Here is a 16,937-nt window from a genome sequence, read left to right on the forward strand (position 1 = left end):
CCTGCACGGCTTCGCCGGCTTCGCCCTGCGCCGCACACTCGGCGCGGTGATCACCCTGCTCGCCATCTCGGTGATCGTGTACGTCGTCTTCTACGCCGCTCCCGGCGACGTCGCCCAGATCACCTGCGGTCCGCGCTGCTCGCCCGCGCAGGTCCACCAGGTGGCGGAACAACTGCGCCTGGACGACCCGCTGTACGTCCGTTACCTGCACTTCCTTCAGGGTGTCTTCGCCGGCCACGACTACTCCACCGGTACCTCCGTGGAGCACTGCTCCGCGCCGTGCCTCGGGCTGTCGTACCAGAGCGACCAGCAGGTCACCCAGCTCATCCTGGCCAAGCTGCCGGTCACCGGCTCCCTCGCGCTCGGCGCCATGGTGCTGTGGCTGCTGCTCGGTGTCGGCACCGGAGTGCTCGCCGCGTGGCGGCGCGGGCGGCTGGACGAGCGCATCCTGACGGGCATCACACTGGCCGGCTGGGCCACGCCGGTGTTCGTCATCGGACTGCTGCTGATGATCCTGGTCTGCGGGCAGCTGCACCTGCTGCCGTTCCCGCAGTACGTGCCGTTCACCGAGGATCCGGAGCAGTGGGCGTGGAACCTGCTGCTGCCCTGGCTGTCGCTGGCCCTGATCGAAGCCGCCAAGTACGCGCGCCTGACCAGGTCGGCCATGCTGGAGACGCTCGCCGAGGACCATGTACGCACCTTCCGCGCCTACGGTGTCGGGGAGCGGGCCATCGTCGGGCGGCACGCCCTTCGCGGTGCCGTCGGGCCGCTGATCGCGCTGAACGCCAACGACCTGGGCTCGCTCTTCGGCGGAGCGGTGCTCACCGAGTCGCTCTTCGGGCTGCCCGGGATCGGGCGCGAGCTGGTGCATGCCGTGAACGTCGTCGACCTGCCGGTCGTCGTCGGCATGGTGGTGCTGACCGGCTTCTTCGTAGTGCTCGCCAACGCCGTCGCGGACGTGCTGTACGCGGTGGCCGACCGAAGGACGGTGCTGTCGTGAGTACGGCCGAGAGCCTGGTCGAAGTCACCGGCCTGTCGGTCGGGTTCGGCCCCGTGCGCGCGGTCGACGCGCTGTCCTTCCGGCTGGAAAGGGGAGCGGCGCTCGGCCTGGTCGGCGAGTCCGGCTCCGGCAAGTCCACCGTGGCATCCGCCCTCCTGGGTCTGCACCGGGGCACCGGGGCCGTCGTGGACGGCACGGTCCGGGTGGCGGGCGTCGACGTGGGCACGGCCTCCGAGGCACAGCTGCGGCGGCTGCGCGGCGGCACGGCGGCGATGATCTTCCAGGACCCGCTGTCGTCGCTGGACCCCTACTACGCCGTCGGCGACCAGATAGCCGAGGTGTACCGCGTGCACCACAAGGCGTCGCGGCGGGCGGCCCGGGCGCGTGCCGTCCAGGTACTGGACAGGGTGGGCATCCCCGACGCGGTACGGCGTTCGCGCTCGCGCCCGCACGAGTTCAGCGGCGGCATGCGCCAGCGCGCCCTGATCGCGATGGCCCTGGCCTGCGAACCGGAGCTGCTCGTCGCGGACGAGCCCACCACCGCGCTGGACGTGACCGTGCAGGCCCAGATCCTCGACCTGCTGCACACACTGCGGGAGGAGACGGGCATGGGACTGCTGCTGGTCACGCACGACGTGGGCGTCGCCGCCGAGAGCGTCGACGAGGTCCTGGTCATGCGGAACGGAGCCGAGGTCGAGCACGGCCCCGTATCCACCGTCCTGGGATCCCCGGCCCAGGCGTACACGCGACGGTTGCTGAAGTCGGTGCCCCGGGTGGACGTGCCGCGCCCCAGGCGCCGGGCCGACGCCGAGAAGGAGCCGGCGCCCGGGGCGGTGGTGCTGGAAGCCGTCGGACTGCGTCGGGTCTTCGGACGGGGCACGAGGGCGTTCGCCGCGGTCGACGACGTGTCGCTGGAGGTGCGACGCGGGGAGGCACTGGGCGTCGTCGGCGAGAGCGGCAGCGGCAAGACCACGCTCGGCCGGATGCTGGTGGGCCTCCTCGCTCCCTCGGCCGGGCAGGTACGTCGCGACGGCGTGGCCGTCAGCGGCGTACGCCCGGACGTCCAGATGGTGTTCCAGGACCCGGTCTCCTCCCTCAACCCCCGGCGCAGCGTGGGCGAGTCGGTGGCCGACCCGCTGCGCGCCCGCGGCGAACGGGACCCGGCGGTGCGCACCCGTGTCGCCGAGCTGCTGGAACGGGTCGGTCTCGAGCCCGCCCACTACGACCGCTACCCGCACGAGTTCAGCGGAGGCCAGCGACAACGCGTCGGCATCGCGCGGGCGCTGGCGGCCGACCCGCGCGTCCTCGTCTGCGACGAGCCGGTCTCCGCGCTCGACGTGACCACGCAGGCCCAGGTCGTCGAGCTGCTGGACGAGCTGCGGCGCGAACTGGGCCTCGCCCTGGTGTTCATCGCCCACGACCTGGCCGTCGTGCGCCGGGTCAGCGACCGCCTGGCGGTGATGCGGCGGGGCCGGGTGGTGGAGTACGGACCGGCGCACGAGGTCTACGAGTCGCCACGGGAGGCGTACACCCGGCAACTGCTCGCCGCCGTACCCGCTCTCGACCCGAACCTCGCCGCACTGCGCCGTGCGGAGCGCCTGGCGGTGCGGTGACGGACTACCGGGAGCCCGCCACGGGCTGCTGCTTGTAGAAGGACTCCTCCAGGTAGGCGGCCTCGTGCGGCTGGTAGGGCTCCTCCAGGTAGGCCGCCTCGTCCTCGTCGAGTTCGACGTCCACCGCGGCGACCGCGTCGGCCAGCTGGGCCGGCTTGGTGACCCCGACGATGGGCGAGGTCACCACCGGGTTGCGCATGACCCAGGCCAGGGCGACCTGCGCCGGGGACAGACCCCGCTTGCCCGCGACCTCGTGGACGCGCTCGGCCACGGCCTGGTCCTCGTCGCGGTAGAGGATCTTGCCGCCCGCGTCGGTCTCGGCACGCGCCGTGGCGGTGTCCCGGCCCCGCGTCAGCCTGCCCCGCGCCAGCGGGCTCCACGGGATCACGCCGATGCCCTGGTCGGCGCAGAGCGGGAGCATCTCCCGCTCTGCTTCCCGGTGGATGAGGTTGTAGTGGTCCTGCATCGCCACGAACCGGGTCCAGCCGTTCAGGTCAGCCATGTACAGGGCCTTGGTGAACTGCCAGGCGTGCATGGAAGAGGCTCCGATATAGCGGACCTTCCCGGACTTGACCGCGTCGTGCAGCGCCTCGAGGGTTTCCTCGATCGGAGTGCCGTAGTCCCAGCGGTGGATCTGGTACAGGTCGATGTAGTCGGTCCCCAGCCGCTTCAGGGAGGCGTCGAGCTCGTCGAAGATCGCCTTGCGGGACAGCCCGGCGCCGTTCGGGCCGGGGCGCATCCGCATCCAGACCTTGGTGGAGAGAACGACCTCCTCGCGCCGGGTGAAGTCCTTGACCGCCCGGCCGACGATCTCCTCGCTGCTTCCGGCGCTGTATCCGTTGGCCGTGTCGAGGAAGTTGACGCCGCCCTCGAGGGCCTGCTTGATGATGTCCCGGCTGGCGTCCGCGCCCAGCGACCAGGGATCGCCGCCCCGGTCAGGCTCCCCGAAGCTCATGCAGCCGAGGGCGATCGCGGAGACTTCCAGTCCGGTGGTTCCGAGCTTGATGTATCGCACGTTTCGAAGCTAGGCGTTGGAGTGCGCTCTGACGCAAGTGCGTCCCGGTACGGAATTCGAGGGCGCGGGGTATGTGCGCCCCGTTCGGGAGCAGGCGCGCTACTGGCGGGCTGGGGAACGGCCTTGGGAGAGCGCCGTCTGGACCGCTGCCTTGATGTCGTCGCTCTGCGCGTCCGAACTCCCCGGACCGAGGTTGACCATGACTGTCGCCTGCCTGCCGTCGAGGGTGGCGCCGGCCATGGTCTCGTACCCCAGGAAGTCCCCCGTGTGCCCCCAGTAGAGACCGCCGCCGGGCAATGGCCTGCTCTCCAGGCCGAGACCGTAGGCGCGGCCGTCCGCGTTGCCCGTGGGACGGGTCGTCATCATGTTGCGCAGCTCGGCCGGGCGCAGCAGTTCGCCGCGGAGGAGGGCGCCCAGGAACCGGTTGACGTCGGTGCCGCTGGAGATGACGGATCCGGCGGCGTCCCCGACGGAGGGGCTCATCCTCGTCACGTCCACGAGCGGCGCGTCCTCGCCCGACTGCGCGTATCCACGCGGGTGCGGGCCGGGAACCGTCGTGCCCCGCGGCACGTACGTCTCGCACAGGTGCAGGGGTTGGATGATGCGCTTGCGGATCTCCTCGCCGTACGTGTGACCGGTCACCCTCTCAATGATCATGCCGACCAGCAGGTACCCCGTATTGGAGTAGTCCCAGCCGGTGCCCGGCTCGAAGACCGGCGGGTGCTGGAGCGCCATGTCCAGGAGGTCCTGGGGGTCGTGCTGGGCCAGCGGGTCCTTGACGATGTCCTGCGGCTTCAGGTAGTCGAGGAAATCCGGCAGGCCGCTGGTGTGCTGGAGCAGTTGGCGGACGGTGATCACGCGTCCGTCGTTGCCGTGTCCGCGCACGACGCCGGGCAGGTAGCGCTCGACCGGGGCGTCGAGGCCGACACGATGCTCTCCGACAAGCTGGAGCAGGGCCGTGGCCGTGAACATCTTGGTCATGCTGCCGATCCGGAACCTGCTGTCGCGGTGTACCGGTGTCTGGCTCCGCACGTTGCCGACCCCGCTGGTCAGCACGGTGTTCCCGCGCCGGTCCCGCACCTCGGCGAGGGCTCCGGGCGCGCCGTCGACGGTGGTCAGCCGGTGCAGGAGTGCGTGCAGACGGGCGTGGTCGACGGAGGTGGCGGACTCTGCGGCGGTGGTCGCGGCGCTCGCCGGGAGTGCCGCCTGTGCGGCACCGACCGCCACGACCAGTGCGAGTGCGCTCACCAGCGCACGCGGATGCTTGATCACGTGTACTCCCTCGACCGTCGAAGTCATGGCTGCGGCGAGGGCTCAACTCCTGCCTCGCTGTGCCTCGATGGTCCCCGTCGAGGAAGTGCCGACGCGATGGGGCAGCCATCCGGGTCGTCGGTCGGGTTCCCCCCCTGTCGGGGCGTCTTCGACCATGGCGGGCGCGTTGCGGGACGGACCGCCACGGCCGCGGTGCCGGTGACGCGCGCCGCGCCCCGCCACACCAGCACCCCCGGCCGGCTTCGCCCGACCGGCGCAGCGGCGGCGCCCCCCCACCCAAGCGGCGTGCGCGAAGGGCCGCAGACGCCCCCGGCGTGCGACACGGTGATCCGTGCGGTCGCGGCGAGCACCGGTGATGCGCGACAGTTGATCCATGTGTGGCCGGTACGTTTCCACCCGCAGTCCCGAAGACCTCGCCCGGCAGTTCCGGATCGCCGACCCGGACCTCGGCGATCCCCTGGCGCCGAGCTGGAACGTCGCGCCGACCGACGAGGTGTGGGCCGTCCTCGAACGCGCCCCACGCCAGGCACCAGCAGACGCTCCGGCGGTACGGCACCTGCGGACGCTGCGCTGGGGCCTGGTGCCGTCCTGGGCCGGAGACACGAAGATCGGCGCCCGGCTGATCAACGCCCGGGTGGAGACGGTCCACGAGAAGCCGGCCTTCCGCACCGCGTTCGCCCGGCGCCGCTGCCTCCTGCCTGCCGACGGCTTCTACGAGTGGCAGCGCATCGAGGACCCGGAGACCGGAAAGGCCCGGAAGCAGCCCTACTTCATCCACGCCGCGGACGACCGGGTGATGGCCCTGGCGGGCCTGTACGAGTACTGGCGTGACCCGGACGCCGGGCACGACGAGGACCCGTCGGCCCGGCTGACGACCTGCACCGTCATCACCACCGAGGCCACGGACGCCGCCGGACGCGTCCACCCCCGCATGCCGCTGACCGTCGCCGAAGACCACTACGACGCCTGGCTCGACCCCTCCCACCAGGACACCGGCGCGCTGCGCGATCTCCTCGAACAGCCCGCCGGCGGCCGGCTCGACGCCCGCCCCGTGTCCACGGCGGTCAACAACGTCCGCAACAACGGCCCCCAACTGGTCGAGGCGGTCACCGGCCCGGCGCCCGGAGACACTCCGCCCGGTCGAGCCCTCGGCCGGTGAACACCGCCGCCTCGCGAGAGACCGGTTGAACGTCACCGGCCTGATGGCAAGGATGACGCCATGCGAAGCATCATGGTCATGGACGCCCCCTCCAACCTGGGCCTGCGTCCGCCGGCCCCCGGCACCGTCCCCGGCTGCTACAAGCTGGCCGGGGCGCTGCGGGACAACGGGATCGTACGCAGGCTCGGAGCCCTCGAAGGGGGCGTCGTCGTGCCGCCCCGCTACGACCGGGGCGACTGGCAGGAGGGTGGCGGCGTCTTCAACGCACGCGCCATCGCCGCCTACACGCGCACCCTCGCCGACCGCATCCAGGCGCACGTGACCGCCGGCCACTTCGCCCTGGTCCTCGGCGGGGACTGCTCCATCCAGCTCGGAGCCGCGCTGGCCCTGCGCCGCCTCGGCCGCTACGGCCTGGTGTCGGTCGACGCCTCTCCCGACTTCCGTCATCCGGGCACCTCCGACCGGATCGGCGCCGCCGGCGGCGAGGAACTGGCCCTCGCGACCGGGCGCGGGCAGAAGGACCTGACCGACTTGGAAGGGCTGCGGCCCTACCTCCGGGACGAGGATGTGCGGCTCTTCGGCACCCGGGACGCGTTCGTGGACGACGAGGATGTCGCCGAGCTGCGCGGGCTGAAGGTCCCCGTCACCACCGTCTCCGACCTGCGCCGCACCGACCCCGCAAACCTGGGCGCAGCGACCGCCGAAGACCTGGAAACAGCGGCCCTCGACGGCTTCTGGATCCACCTGGACGCCGACGTCCTCGACCCCTCGGTGATGCCCGCGGTCGACAGCCCGGACCCGGACGGCCTGCTGCCCGGCGAACTCACCGCCCTGCTGCGCCCGCTCGTACGGTCCCCGCGCTGCGCGGGGCTCAACATCACCATCTACGACCCCGACCTGGACCCCGACGGCACCGCGGGCGCCCTCCTGACCGACCTGGTGGTGGCCGCCTTCGCCACCGACTGAGACGCGCGGTCGGGACATGACGGGAACGGCTCCGCCGCCCGCACGGCGCGGTGGCCGTCAGGCAGCCGGCCGCCAGCCCAGCGCGGGACCGAGCCGGCCGGCGATGTCGGTCAGGATCTGCACGTAGTCCTCCGGCGCGAAGGTGAACGGCAGGGCGAAGGCCACCTCCTCCACCTCCCGGTACGCCGCGTGGGCCCGCAGGCGCTCGGCGATCCACTCGGAGGGACCCACGAGGTCCGGGGCGAACAGCAGACGGGCGGGCCCCTGCGGGCGCCGGGTGCGGGGGAGGCGCTGCGCGGCGTACTCCTCGTACCTGGCGCGCTGAGCGGCGTCGGCGGAGTCGGTGGGAACCACCACGAGCCCCTGGGAGACCCGCGCGGCCTCCCCGTCGGGGTGCGCCGCGCGGAAGGCTCGGATGTGGGAAAGCTGGATCGCGGCGAAGTCCTCGGAACCGGCGCCTTCGTCCGGCTGCTCGGCCTTGACCACACTGCTGGTGAGGAGGTTCAACGCGCTCTCTCCGGCCCAGCGGGCCGAGCGCAGGCTGCCGGCCCCGTACCACATCCGTCGTCTCAGGCCGGGGGAGTGGGGCTGTACGCGGTCGGAGTAGCTCTCGATGCCCTCCGTGCCGCGGAAGTCCGTGACCGGCTCACCCGCGACGTGGGCGAGCAGGCGCCGCACCCGCGCGTAGCCGAGATCCTCGGTTTCGGCCGTGTCCGGGTACAGCGCGTCCTTCACCCGCTCGTAGTGCATCGGCGGTCCGGTGCTGAAGCCGGGGTTGAAGCGGCCGCCGGACAGGATGTCCACGGTCGCCCAGTCCTCGGCGAGGCGCAGCGGGTTCTCCCACCCCAACGGCGTGACGGCGGTGCCCAGCTCGATGCGGCTGGTGCGCTGGGTGGCCGCCGCGAGTACCGCGACCGGTGAGGCGATCCCGTACTGGAGGTGACGGTGACGTACCCAGGCGCTGTCGAAGCCGAGTCTTTCCCCCAGCTCCAGCATGCGCAGCGTGTCCTCGTGCCCTCGGCCCGGCTCCGCCTCGTCGAACAGCCCGATCGTGAGGAACCCCAGCCTCTTCAGCCGCCTGCCGCTCATTCACCACTCCCGCCCACCCGCGCCCACACGGACCTGCCACCTCTCGACAGACGGATCATGCCCCCTCGTCACCGCAGGGCGACCCCTGCGGGCCGTACAGCGCCCGACTGTTCACGAGAACGCAACACCGGACGGCCGGGTCCCGAGGAGACCCACCAGGAGGGCCGGCCCCGGCCGGGCGCGACAACGGAGGGACCGCCGACAGTCCGTAGGACCCGGTGATGTGTAGTTGCACATGCCGTGGCGGCATGTGGTGTCGTCGAGGGCACCACAGCACGAAAGGGCCTGTCTGCGATGTATCCCTCCGTCACGCCTCCCCGTGAGGTCAAGATCGGCGATGCCGCCGCCTTCGCCGGAACCACCCCCCGCGCCATTCGTCACTACCACCAGATCGGTCTGCTGCCGGAACCCGGGCGAGGCGGAGACGGACGCCGCCGCTACGGCTACGACGACATGATCCGCCTGCTGTGGATCCGCAAGATGTCCGAGGCCGGCATCAGCCTGGACGACATGCGGACCGCCTTCGACCGAGCCGGCGACGTGGAGGACGTCCTGGACCGGCTGGAGGAGACCCTCGCCGCCCAGGAGGCCGCCATCAAGCGTCAGCGGGCGGCAGTCCAGCGCCTGCGGGCCGCGGGCAGCCCACTGGGCCTGCTCTCCCCGTTGGTCGCGGACCGGCTCGCCCACCTGCCTCCCGGTGCGCTGCGTCCCTCCGACCTGGACGCCCTGCTGGTCACGGAACGGATCTTCGGGCCGCTGGGAGCCGCCGTGCAGGCCAGCGTGTTCATCATCCTGGCCACCCATCCCGGCCTGAGGGCCGAGGCAGACCGCCTCGACGCGGCCGACGCCGCCCTCGACGACACCGTCGATCCCCACGACCCGCGGGTCGAGGAACTCGCCAGGCGGCACTGCGCCCACCACAAGGCCCTGCTCCAGGCGATCGAAGCGGCCGGACTGGACGTGGCCGAGGAAAAGCTCTTCGAGACCTACGACGCCGAGGCGATCGGCGAGGCGATCGGCGAGGAGGACGCCCGGATGAGTGCCGTCGAAGCGGTGTCCAAGATGCCCTACGGCTTCTCCGCCGCCCGGACGCGCTGCATGGAACTCACGGCCCAGCTCATGGCCGCCGCCGCGCTCGGTGAGTGAGCAGGACCGTGGCCGCCGACGCCGCCGGCCACGCCCTCGGAGCGGGAGCTCTCCGCTGTCAGCGACAGGCGCTGATGGCTTGCGCGTGAAGGAGTTCCAGTGCGTCCAGGACGACGGTGCGCCAGTGCCAGGACAGCCAACGGCTCACGTCGGTCGCCGCCTGCTGGAGCGCGGTGAGCTGAGCCCTGGTGAAACCGGCCAGCGGGCGTTCGTGGTGGGACGAGATCATCCCCAGCACGGCACCTTCGGCGTTGGTCAGGGGGATGCTGTGGGCGGCCCTGCTGCCCGCCTGCAGCACGGCGTGGCGGGACGCCTCGTCGAAGACGGCCGCGGTTGCCACGTCCCGCACAGTGATCTGCCGGCGGGCGGCGGCGGCCTGCGCGCACGAGGTGGTGGGGGCGTCCACGAAGGCGAAGAAGTCGGTGAAGTACTTGTTCAGGCCGGTGTGCCGGGCCAGATGGAGCCGGCCGCTCTCCGCCAGCTGAACATTGCCCATGGGCGTCTGTGTGATCGTCAGCACGCGGTGCAGGGCCGCCTTGAGTACGGCTCCCTGGTTGGCGCGTGAGCCCGCTTCCAGGAGGAGTCCGGGCAGCCGGGGCGGGCTGAAACGGGCCCGGCCGGGAAACCACGCCGGCACGTCCTGGTCCGGCGCCGGGGTGCGGACCACTGCGTCTGCGAGTGTGTGGAGCTTGATGTTGGACTGCTGCGATGTGGTCTTGAGCAGTTCGAACGCCTTGCCGGTGCAGTCGAGGCCGTACCGTCCGGCCAGGATGTGCTGGGCGCGGGCGACGCCGGCGTGCCCCAGTCGCCGGTTGCGCCGGTCCAACTGCTCCTGTGCCCAGCGCGCCTTCTCGCCGAGCCCGGCGCCGGAGGGCGACAGCGCCGGGGTGGCTTGGCCACTCGGGTAGGGGGGAAGCGGGCCCATGAGAAAGCTCCAATGCGGTACGGCAGGCAACACCAAGGACCGCAACCGCCTCCTTCACGTCGGTTGCGGGCAGCACCTGCTTCCCAAGCACCGCAGCCGACCCTAACCAGAGCCGGCTTCCCCGGCGCAACCCAACCGGTCCCCAAATGCGAGTCATCGGGTAGTCATAGCAGAGCTTGCGAGCGGAGTGGGTGTCGTAGGCGTCCAGGGCCTCGGAGGTCCGGTGGTACAGCCTGGGTCCGTGCAGGGCGAACCCCAGTCCTTGATGTCCTCGTCCACGGGCAGTGTGATCTGTTCGCCGAACTTCGTCGGAGGGTCGAACGCTTAGGCCTTCGCGGCAGCCGGAGGCTGGGCGCCGGAGGCCGCACCCGGGGCACCGGCGTCCGCGTCCGTTCCGGACGCACCGTCGGAACAGCCCGCCAATCCGGTCGACACGGCCACGAGAGCCGGATGCATGACGTGCCGGTGCGTGGCTCGCACAGTGATCTCCTCCGTTCGGACAACTCCGCAGCAGCCCAGTGTCGTTGTCCTCACGGCGCGTTCACTCAAAAGCCGATCGGACGAGAGGAGCCCCGATGACCGTCGGCCGGGCCTGTGCTGTTCTTCTCCTTGGTTGTCCGGCAGTTACCGGGGAAAGGGGGAACGCAGAAGCCGAGCAGGGCGCCGCACTGGGGGCGGCCGAGGTAAGGAGAAGGACTGGTGGGAAGTGTGTGGATGTACGCGCCGGAGATCGGATATGGGGCGGGGCAGCCGATGGCGGGGTTCACCGTGGAGGCCGCAGACGGCGTCATCGGGCACGTGGACCGCCAGCAGGACGAGCCCGGCATGCAGCACCTGGTCGTCGATACCGGAGTGTGGAAGTTCGGCAGAAGCGTCCTGATCCCGGCCGGCGCCGTCACCGGCATCGACGCCGAGGCGCAGAAGGTGCAGGTCGCACCGACGCGGGAGGAGATCAAAGCCGCTCCCCGTTTCGCCACGGACAGCGAGACGGCCGACCCCGGCTACCTGTCCAAGGTCGGCGACTACTACCTGTCTCTTCGCATCTGAGGGCCTGCTGGGCCCGCGTGCGTCCGGAGTGAGTGGGCCTGTGCCGTCCGCGCCGGCCTGACAGAGGGCTGCGTTGCTTGCGGGCCGCAGCTTCGGACATGTCGTCGACCTGCTCCGCGGCGAGCTGCCGGAACGGAGCAGCGATCTCGTCCTGTTCACCGAGGACGGCCGGACGGCCGGACACAGCACGGACGTCGACAGCTGCGCCGCCGCCTTCGCCAGAGGACTGCCGGACAGACCGCTCGGCCGTGTCCTGCAACTGGGAGCGGACGGTCTCGTCAACGCCCTTGGCCCCACCGCGAACGGGCGGGACCTGACAGCGACACTCGTCGAGGACCTGCACCCGGATCTCTGGATCCTCGATCGCTGTCACCGCCCCATCGGCACCGCGCTCCTGCGGGAGGGCAGCGCCCGCGGCTGCCGGATGATGCACGATGGCGCCCTCCTGGTGAACCAGTCGGCCCGCGCCTTCCGGCTGGTCACCGGTCTGCCCCCGCACACTGCCCGGATGTTCGCGGACTTCGCCGATCTGACGGCCGGGCCGCAGGCCCACACCTGACGGGGCGTACGGAGCGCGCGGTGGATGTGCCCACCGCCCGGTGAGCGCGCCATCAGCCGCCGGTGAATCCGCGTGCCGCGTGCTGCGCCGCCAGGCGGACCGGTGCGTTCGGGGCGCCGTAGCCGCGGTAGGCGCCGTCGCGCTGGACGAGTTCGAAGAAGACCCGGCCGACGGTGTGCGTGTAGCAGTGCCGGAAGGTGCCGTTCTCGTCGCGGTCGTAGAGGATGCCCAGCTCCCGGTACGTCTCCAGCTCGCCGTCGGGGAACTCGAAGCGGGCCGCGAGGTCGGCGTAGTAGTTGTCGGGGATCGGCAGCAGCTCGCCCCCGGCCGCCCGGTGGGCGCGGGCCGCGGCGACCACGTCGTCGGTGGCCAGGGCGATGTGCTGGGCGTGCGCGGTGTCGTCGACGGGTGCCGCGCCGACGGTCAGCACGATGCGGACAGCGCCGTCGTCGGTGGTGACGGCGCGGCTGCGCAGCAGGCCGTAGGGGTCGGCGACGTCCACGCTCTCCTGCGGCCGCAGCCCGAGGACGGCGCGGTGGAAGAGCGCCGCCTCGTCGAACTGGTGCCAGGGCTGGGTGAGGGAGAGGTGGTCGACGCGCCAGCCGGTGTCGTCGCCGGCAGCGGACCCGGCACCTTCGACGTCGTCGAAGTCCGCCCGCAAGTCGGGCAGTCGGGGGTGTCCGGTGGCGCAGAAGAACAGCTCCGTGCCGTCGGGTGCGGCGACCGCTTCCAGCGGGGCGTCCCCGGGTGTCCGGTGGCGTGGCAGTACCGGTGCCAGCAGGGCCTCGGCGCGATGGGCAGCGGCGGCGGGGTCGGGTGACTCCAGGCCGACGGCGGCCAGCCGGGTGCCTTCGCGGCGCTCGGCCGGTCCGGTGTTGACCAGGATGCGGGCCTCGCCGCGCTGCCACAGGTCGACGGGCTTGCCCCGGTGGCGTGCGGTCCGGGCGAAGCCCAGTGCGCCGAGCACGGCCGAGACGGGGGCGGCGTCGGGCGTGACCAGTTCGGCGAAGGCGACGCCGGTGGGCGCGGTGAGCGCGGGCAGTGCGGCGGTGCCAACCTGTTCCTGGAGGACCAGCAGGGAGCGCCGGGCGTCCACGGCGGTGGGTCCGGCGTCGGACTGCCGGAAGACGTCGTTGAAGACTTCCAGGGAAAGGGGACCGGTGTATCCGGCGCGCAGGACGTGCCGCAGCAGCCCGGCGAGGTCGAAGCCGCCCTGTCCGGGGAAGCAGCGGTAGTGGCGGCTCCACTGGAGGACGTCCATCGCGAGCAGCGGGGCGTCGGCGAGCTGGAGGAAGAAGATCTTGTCGCCGGGGATGTCCTCGATCCCTTCGAGGTCCTTCGGGTCGCCGTACCGGGAGAGGATGTGGAAGCTGTCCAGGCAGGTGCCGAGTGCCGGGTGCCCGGCGGCTTCGACGACGCGCCAGGCGTGGTCGTAGGTGCTGATGTGCCGGCCCCACGCCAGCGCCTCGTAGGCGACACGGATGCCGTGGTCCTGGGCCAGGCCGGCCAGCCGGCCGAGCTGCTCGGCGGCGAGGGCGTCGTCGTCCAGGGCCTCCGGGGAGATGCTGGAGCACACCAGGACGGTCTCCGCGCCGAGCCTGCCCATCAGCTCGAACTTGTGCCGCGCGCGGCGCAGGGCGCGGGCGAACTCCTCCTCGGGCAGCGCCTCGACGTCCCGCATGGGCTGGTAGAGGTCGATGGTGAGCCCGAGGTCGGCGCAGCGGGCGCGGATCTCCTCGGGTGCCAGGGAGGAGGCCAGCAGGTCGTTCTCGAAGATCTCCACGCCGTCGAAGCCGGCCCGGGAGGCGGCCGTGAGCTTTTCGGTGAGGGAGCCGCTCAGGGAGACGGTGGCGATGGACGTGCGCACGTCGGTACCTCTTCCTACTTCGGGGCGCTCACGGCGCCGGCCAGGTCGGTGATGTCGGCGAGCATCCGAGCCGCATCCGGTTCTCGCCCGGTGAACAGCTGGAACGCGTCCGCGGCCTGGAAGACGGCCATGCCGCCGCCGTCGAGCGTCGTGCAGCCCAGGGCGCGTGCGACGCGCAGCAGTTCGGTCTCCAGCGGGCGGTAGACGACCTCGGCGACCCACAGCCCGGAGCGGAGCAGTCCGGCGGGCAGCGGCAGCCCCGGGTGTGCGGCCATGCCGGTCGGCGTGGCATGGACGACGCCGTCGGCGGCGGCCAATAGCCCGGGCAGCCGGTCGGCGGCGGCGTGGGTGGCACGGCCGTCCCCGAAGCGCCGGTTCAGCGAGGCGGCGAGATCGGCGGCACGGTCAGGCATGGCATCGACGACGGTGACTCGGCCGGCGCCGAGGTTGAGGGTGGCGTGGGCCACGGCCGCGCCCGCGCCGCCCGCGCCGAGCTGCACGATCCGCTGCAGGGGAGCGTCGGGCAGTCCGCGGGCGAAGGACGCGGCGAAGCCGGTGATGTCGGTGTTGTGGCCGATGGCGCGGCCGTCGTCGTCGAACACGACGGTGTTGACGGCGCCCAGCGCCTCGGCCTGCGGAGCGAGGGCGTCCAGGTGTCCGATGACGTGCTGCTTGCAGGGGTGGGTGATGTTCAGCCCGTCGAAGCCCAGGTCCCGGGCGGCACGCAGCAGGTCGCCCACGGCCTCGGGCGGGACGCCGAGGGTGTCGATGTCGATCAGCCGGTACAGGTAGCGCAGACCTTGCCGGTCGGCTTCCCGCTCGTGCAGTGCCGGGCTGAGCGACGGGCCGATGCCGGAACCGATCAGTCCGACGAGATACGAGTCCTTGGCCAACGGGGACGACCTCCTGAGCTGCTCGGGCCGGCGCCCGAGGGATTAATGTACGAACCAGTACGTTAGTCATAGCAGGAGGTCGGGCCCGACGGGAAGAAGTCAGGTGGAGAACAGGAGCCTTCTACAATCACCGACACGCCCCGCCACAAGCTCCGCCGCAGCCGAAGGAACCTGATGACCAGCGTCGACGAACCGGCACGATCCGGCGTGCGCACCCGCGACGCCGCCCGCACCCGGGCCGAGATCCTCGACGTCGCCACACGGGAGTTCGCCCGGGCCGGCTACGACGGCGCCCGCGTCGACGAGATCGCCGCACAGACCCGCACCACGAAGCGGATGATCTACTACTACTTCGGCGGCAAGGAACAGCTCTTCACGGCCGTGCTGGAGCGGGCGTACGGCGTGATCCGGGAGGCCGAGCAGGAACTCGACGTCGACCACCTGGACCCGGTGGCCGCGATCCGGCGCCTCGCCGAGCTGACCTTCGACCACCACGAGCGGCACCCCGACTTCATCCGCCTGGTCAGCATCGAGAACATCCACGACGCCGAACACATCGCATCCTCGGAGATGCTGGCCAGCATCGGCTCCCCGGCGCTCGACGTGATCCGACGCATCCTGGACGAGGGGCAGCGCACCGGCCTGTTCACGGCCGCCGTCGACGCCGTCGACCTGCACGCCATGATCAGCTCCTTCTGCTTCTTCCGCGTCGCCAACCGGCACACCTTCAGTGCCCTGTTCGGCCGCGACCTGGTCGCCCCGGAGCAGCGGGAGCACTACCGGGCCATGCTGGGCGACATGGTGATCGCGTACCTGACGGCGGAGCGTACGGCGGGCTGAGCGGCACGGCCGCAGGGCGGCGGGACCTCTTGACACATGGGAAACCTACGCGCAACATCCCTTCCCAACCGCGACTAACTACCCAGTGGGTTAATTAGCGTGCGGCAACCCCTCCGCTCTCTCCGCCTACGGTGGAGTCCCCCGAAGGAGCACGCCGTGTCCGTCCCCGCCCCCACGTCCCAGGCCGCCGCCCCACCCGGCCAGCCGAGGAAGGCCGCCACCGCCGCCTGGATCGGCAGCGCGCTGGAGTACTACGACTTCTTCATCTACGGCAGCGCGGCCGCGCTGATCTTCCCCGAGGTCTTCTTCGACGAGTCCGACCCGGCCACGGCGACGCTGCTGTCACTGGCCACGTTCGGAGTCGCGTACGCCGCCCGTCCCGTCGGCGCCCTCTTCCTCGGCCACATCGGCGACCGCGTGGGCCGCAAGAAGATCATGGTGTTCACCCTGGTCCTGATGGGTGTGTCGACCTTCCTCATCGGCTGTCTGCCCACCCGCGACCAGGTCGGCACCCTCGCCCCGGCCCTGCTGGTGCTGTGCCGTGTCCTTCAGGGCATATCGGCGGCCGGCGAGCAGGCCAGCGCCAACTCCATGACCCTGGAACACGCGCCGGCGCACAAACGCGGCTTCTTCACCAGCTTCACCCTCAGCGGCACCCAGGGCGGCCAACTGCTCGCCACCCTGGTCTTCCTGCCCGTCGCCGCGCTCCCCGAGGACCAGCTCCTGTCCTGGGGGTGGCGCGTGCCGTTCTGGCTGAGCGTGGTGGTCGCCGTCGTCGGTTACGTCATCCGCCGCAAGCTCGACGAGACTCCCGCCTTCGCCCAGCAGGCCGCGACGGAGGGCGTCGCGAAGATGCCGCTGGCCGTGCTGGCGCGCGACCACTGGGCGGACGTCCTGCGAGTGGTCGCGGGCGCGCTCATCGCCTCGGTCAGCACCATCTTCACGGTGTGGGCTCTGGCCTACGCCACCAGCGACTCGGTCGGCATGTCCCGTACCGCCATGCTGTGGGTCGGTGCCCTGGCCAACGTCGCCGCGCTCGCCGCGATCCCGCTCTGGGCGACACTGTCCGACCGGATCGGCCGGCGCCCGGTGTACCTGATCGGCGCGGTCGGCAGCGCGGTGACGATGTTCCTGTACCTGTGGGCGATCTCCACCGGCTCCTACCCGCTGACGTTCCTGACGGGCATCGTCGCCTTCGGAGTCGTCTACAGCGCGGCCAACGGTGTGTGGCCGGCCTTCTACGGCGAGATGTTCTCCACCCGGGTCCGGCTGTCGGGCGTGGCGATCGGCACGCAGATCGGCTTCGCCGTGGCCGGCTTCGCGGTCACCTTCGCCGCGCAGATCGCCGGCCCGGACGGGGACGACTGGTTCGCGGTGGCGCTGTTCACGGCGGCGCTGTGCGTCCCGCCGGTGATCGCCGCGCTCTCGGCCCGCGAGACCCACGAGGTCCCGACGGAGGAGCTGGGCGGGCAGGCCCGCCGGGAGGCCGCACGGCCGGAGTCGGTGACGGCTTGAGGCCGGGCCGGCCAGGTTGCCGTACCGCTCG

Annotated in this window: 15 protein-coding genes; 9 read left to right on the forward strand and 6 right to left on the reverse strand. The window is 71.6% G+C overall.

All coding sequences use genetic code 11. From position 1 onward, the window contains the following. Position 1: 1 nt before the first annotated feature. Together ACZ6IM_RS34540 and ACZ6IM_RS34545 are read left to right on the forward strand one after the other, a co-directional pair. Positions 2–1,000 (forward strand): ABC transporter permease, encoded by a 999-nt coding sequence (locus ACZ6IM_RS34540; RefSeq protein WP_052838754.1) that lies wholly within the window; start codon positions 2–4, stop codon positions 998–1,000. After that, complete coding sequence (locus tag ACZ6IM_RS34545; protein ID WP_052838547.1) at positions 997–2,613, forward strand: dipeptide ABC transporter ATP-binding protein; 1,617 nt, start codon at positions 997–999, stop codon at positions 2,611–2,613. The genes ACZ6IM_RS34540 and ACZ6IM_RS34545 overlap by 4 nt, the downstream gene beginning before the upstream one ends. Positions 2,614–2,617: 4 nt before the next feature. On the opposite strand, the gene ACZ6IM_RS34550 is transcribed toward ACZ6IM_RS34545, so the two are convergent. Both ACZ6IM_RS34550 and ACZ6IM_RS34555 read right to left on the reverse strand, forming a co-directional pair. Continuing rightward, positions 2,618–3,628 carry an aldo/keto reductase gene (locus ACZ6IM_RS34550; RefSeq protein ID WP_469562190.1) on the reverse strand — a complete coding sequence of 337 codons (1,011 nt, stop codon included), beginning with the start codon at positions 3,626–3,628 and terminating at the stop codon, positions 2,618–2,620. A 99-nt stretch (positions 3,629–3,727) separates the two neighbouring features. After that, positions 3,728–4,900, reverse strand: a complete 1,173-nt coding sequence (locus ACZ6IM_RS34555; RefSeq protein ID WP_052838753.1) for a serine hydrolase domain-containing protein — start codon at positions 4,898–4,900, stop codon at positions 3,728–3,730. Positions 4,901–5,273: 373 nt separating this feature from the next. Between ACZ6IM_RS34555 and ACZ6IM_RS34560 the strand changes: the two genes are divergently transcribed. Next, positions 5,274–6,059, forward strand: a complete 786-nt coding sequence (locus tag ACZ6IM_RS34560) for an SOS response-associated peptidase (protein ID WP_469562192.1) — start codon at positions 5,274–5,276, stop codon at positions 6,057–6,059. Positions 6,060–6,119: 60 nt separating this feature from the next. After that, positions 6,120–7,025: an arginase family protein gene (locus tag ACZ6IM_RS34565; protein ID WP_052838544.1), complete on the forward strand. Its 906-nt coding sequence runs from the start codon at positions 6,120–6,122 to the stop codon at positions 7,023–7,025. Positions 7,026–7,082: 57 nt separating this feature from the next. Here ACZ6IM_RS34565 and ACZ6IM_RS34570 read toward each other — a convergent pair whose 3' ends face one another. Next, the gene (locus ACZ6IM_RS34570) at positions 7,083–8,114 is read right to left on the reverse strand and encodes an LLM class flavin-dependent oxidoreductase (RefSeq protein WP_052838543.1); all 1,032 of its coding nucleotides are present in this window, start codon (positions 8,112–8,114) and stop codon (positions 7,083–7,085) included. Between the two features lie 294 nt (positions 8,115–8,408). Here ACZ6IM_RS34570 and ACZ6IM_RS34575 point away from each other — a divergent pair, with 294 nt between their 5' ends. Further along, on the forward strand, positions 8,409–9,260 hold the full coding sequence (locus ACZ6IM_RS34575; protein ID WP_469562196.1) for a MerR family transcriptional regulator: 852 nt from the start codon (positions 8,409–8,411) through the stop codon (positions 9,258–9,260). Positions 9,261–9,318: 58 nt separating this feature from the next. On the opposite strand, the gene ACZ6IM_RS34580 is transcribed toward ACZ6IM_RS34575, so the two are convergent. Continuing rightward, positions 9,319–10,185: an ANTAR domain-containing protein gene (locus tag ACZ6IM_RS34580; protein ID WP_469562199.1), complete on the reverse strand. Its 867-nt coding sequence runs from the start codon at positions 10,183–10,185 to the stop codon at positions 9,319–9,321. A gap of 699 nt (positions 10,186–10,884) precedes the next feature. Between ACZ6IM_RS34580 and ACZ6IM_RS34585 the strand changes: the two genes are divergently transcribed. Both ACZ6IM_RS34585 and ACZ6IM_RS34590 read left to right on the forward strand, forming a co-directional pair. Further along, positions 10,885–11,232: a hypothetical protein gene (locus tag ACZ6IM_RS34585; protein ID WP_052838540.1), complete on the forward strand. Its 348-nt coding sequence runs from the start codon at positions 10,885–10,887 to the stop codon at positions 11,230–11,232. Positions 11,233–11,305: 73 nt separating this feature from the next. Further along, positions 11,306–11,791, forward strand: coding sequence for a hypothetical protein (locus ACZ6IM_RS34590; RefSeq protein ID WP_469562201.1), 486 nt, complete (start codon positions 11,306–11,308; stop codon positions 11,789–11,791). 52 nt (positions 11,792–11,843) lie between these two features. Here ACZ6IM_RS34590 and ACZ6IM_RS34595 read toward each other — a convergent pair whose 3' ends face one another. Beyond that, positions 11,844–13,658, reverse strand: coding sequence for a bifunctional sugar phosphate isomerase/epimerase/4-hydroxyphenylpyruvate dioxygenase family protein (locus ACZ6IM_RS34595; RefSeq protein WP_469562203.1), 1,815 nt, complete (start codon positions 13,656–13,658; stop codon positions 11,844–11,846). 14 nt (positions 13,659–13,672) lie between these two features. After that, positions 13,673–14,551 (reverse strand): shikimate dehydrogenase, encoded by an 879-nt coding sequence (locus ACZ6IM_RS34600; RefSeq protein ID WP_469562205.1) that lies wholly within the window; start codon positions 14,549–14,551, stop codon positions 13,673–13,675. A gap of 174 nt (positions 14,552–14,725) precedes the next feature. On the opposite strand from ACZ6IM_RS34600, the gene ACZ6IM_RS34605 reads away from it, so the two are divergent. After that, positions 14,726–15,391 carry a TetR/AcrR family transcriptional regulator gene (locus ACZ6IM_RS34605; RefSeq protein WP_469562208.1) on the forward strand — a complete coding sequence of 222 codons (666 nt, stop codon included), beginning with the start codon at positions 14,726–14,728 and terminating at the stop codon, positions 15,389–15,391. A 156-nt stretch (positions 15,392–15,547) separates the two neighbouring features. Then, positions 15,548–16,906 (forward strand): MFS transporter, encoded by a 1,359-nt coding sequence (locus tag ACZ6IM_RS34610; RefSeq protein WP_052838536.1) that lies wholly within the window; start codon positions 15,548–15,550, stop codon positions 16,904–16,906. The last annotated feature ends 31 nt before the right edge of the window (positions 16,907–16,937 follow it).

It is taken from the genome of Streptomyces sp. NPDC042336 (assembly GCF_055581985.1).

What these genes read in the sequence shown, in the direction of transcription:
- ACZ6IM_RS34560 (WP_469562192.1), top strand. Translation starts at nt 5,274, where the DNA reads ATGTGTGGCCGGTACGTTTCCACCCGCAGTCCCGAAGACCTCGCCCGG.
- ACZ6IM_RS34565 (WP_052838544.1), top strand. Translation starts at nt 6,120, where the DNA reads ATGCGAAGCATCATGGTCATGGACGCCCCCTCCAACCTGGGCCTGCGT.
- ACZ6IM_RS34580 (WP_469562199.1), bottom strand. Translation starts at nt 10,185, where the DNA reads ATGGGCCCGCTTCCCCCCTACCCGAGTGGCCAAGCCACCCCGGCGCTG.
- ACZ6IM_RS34575 (WP_469562196.1), top strand. Translation starts at nt 8,409, where the DNA reads ATGTATCCCTCCGTCACGCCTCCCCGTGAGGTCAAGATCGGCGATGCC.
- ACZ6IM_RS34605 (WP_469562208.1), top strand. Translation starts at nt 14,726, where the DNA reads ATGACCAGCGTCGACGAACCGGCACGATCCGGCGTGCGCACCCGCGAC.
- ACZ6IM_RS34570 (WP_052838543.1), bottom strand. Translation starts at nt 8,114, where the DNA reads ATGAGCGGCAGGCGGCTGAAGAGGCTGGGGTTCCTCACGATCGGGCTG.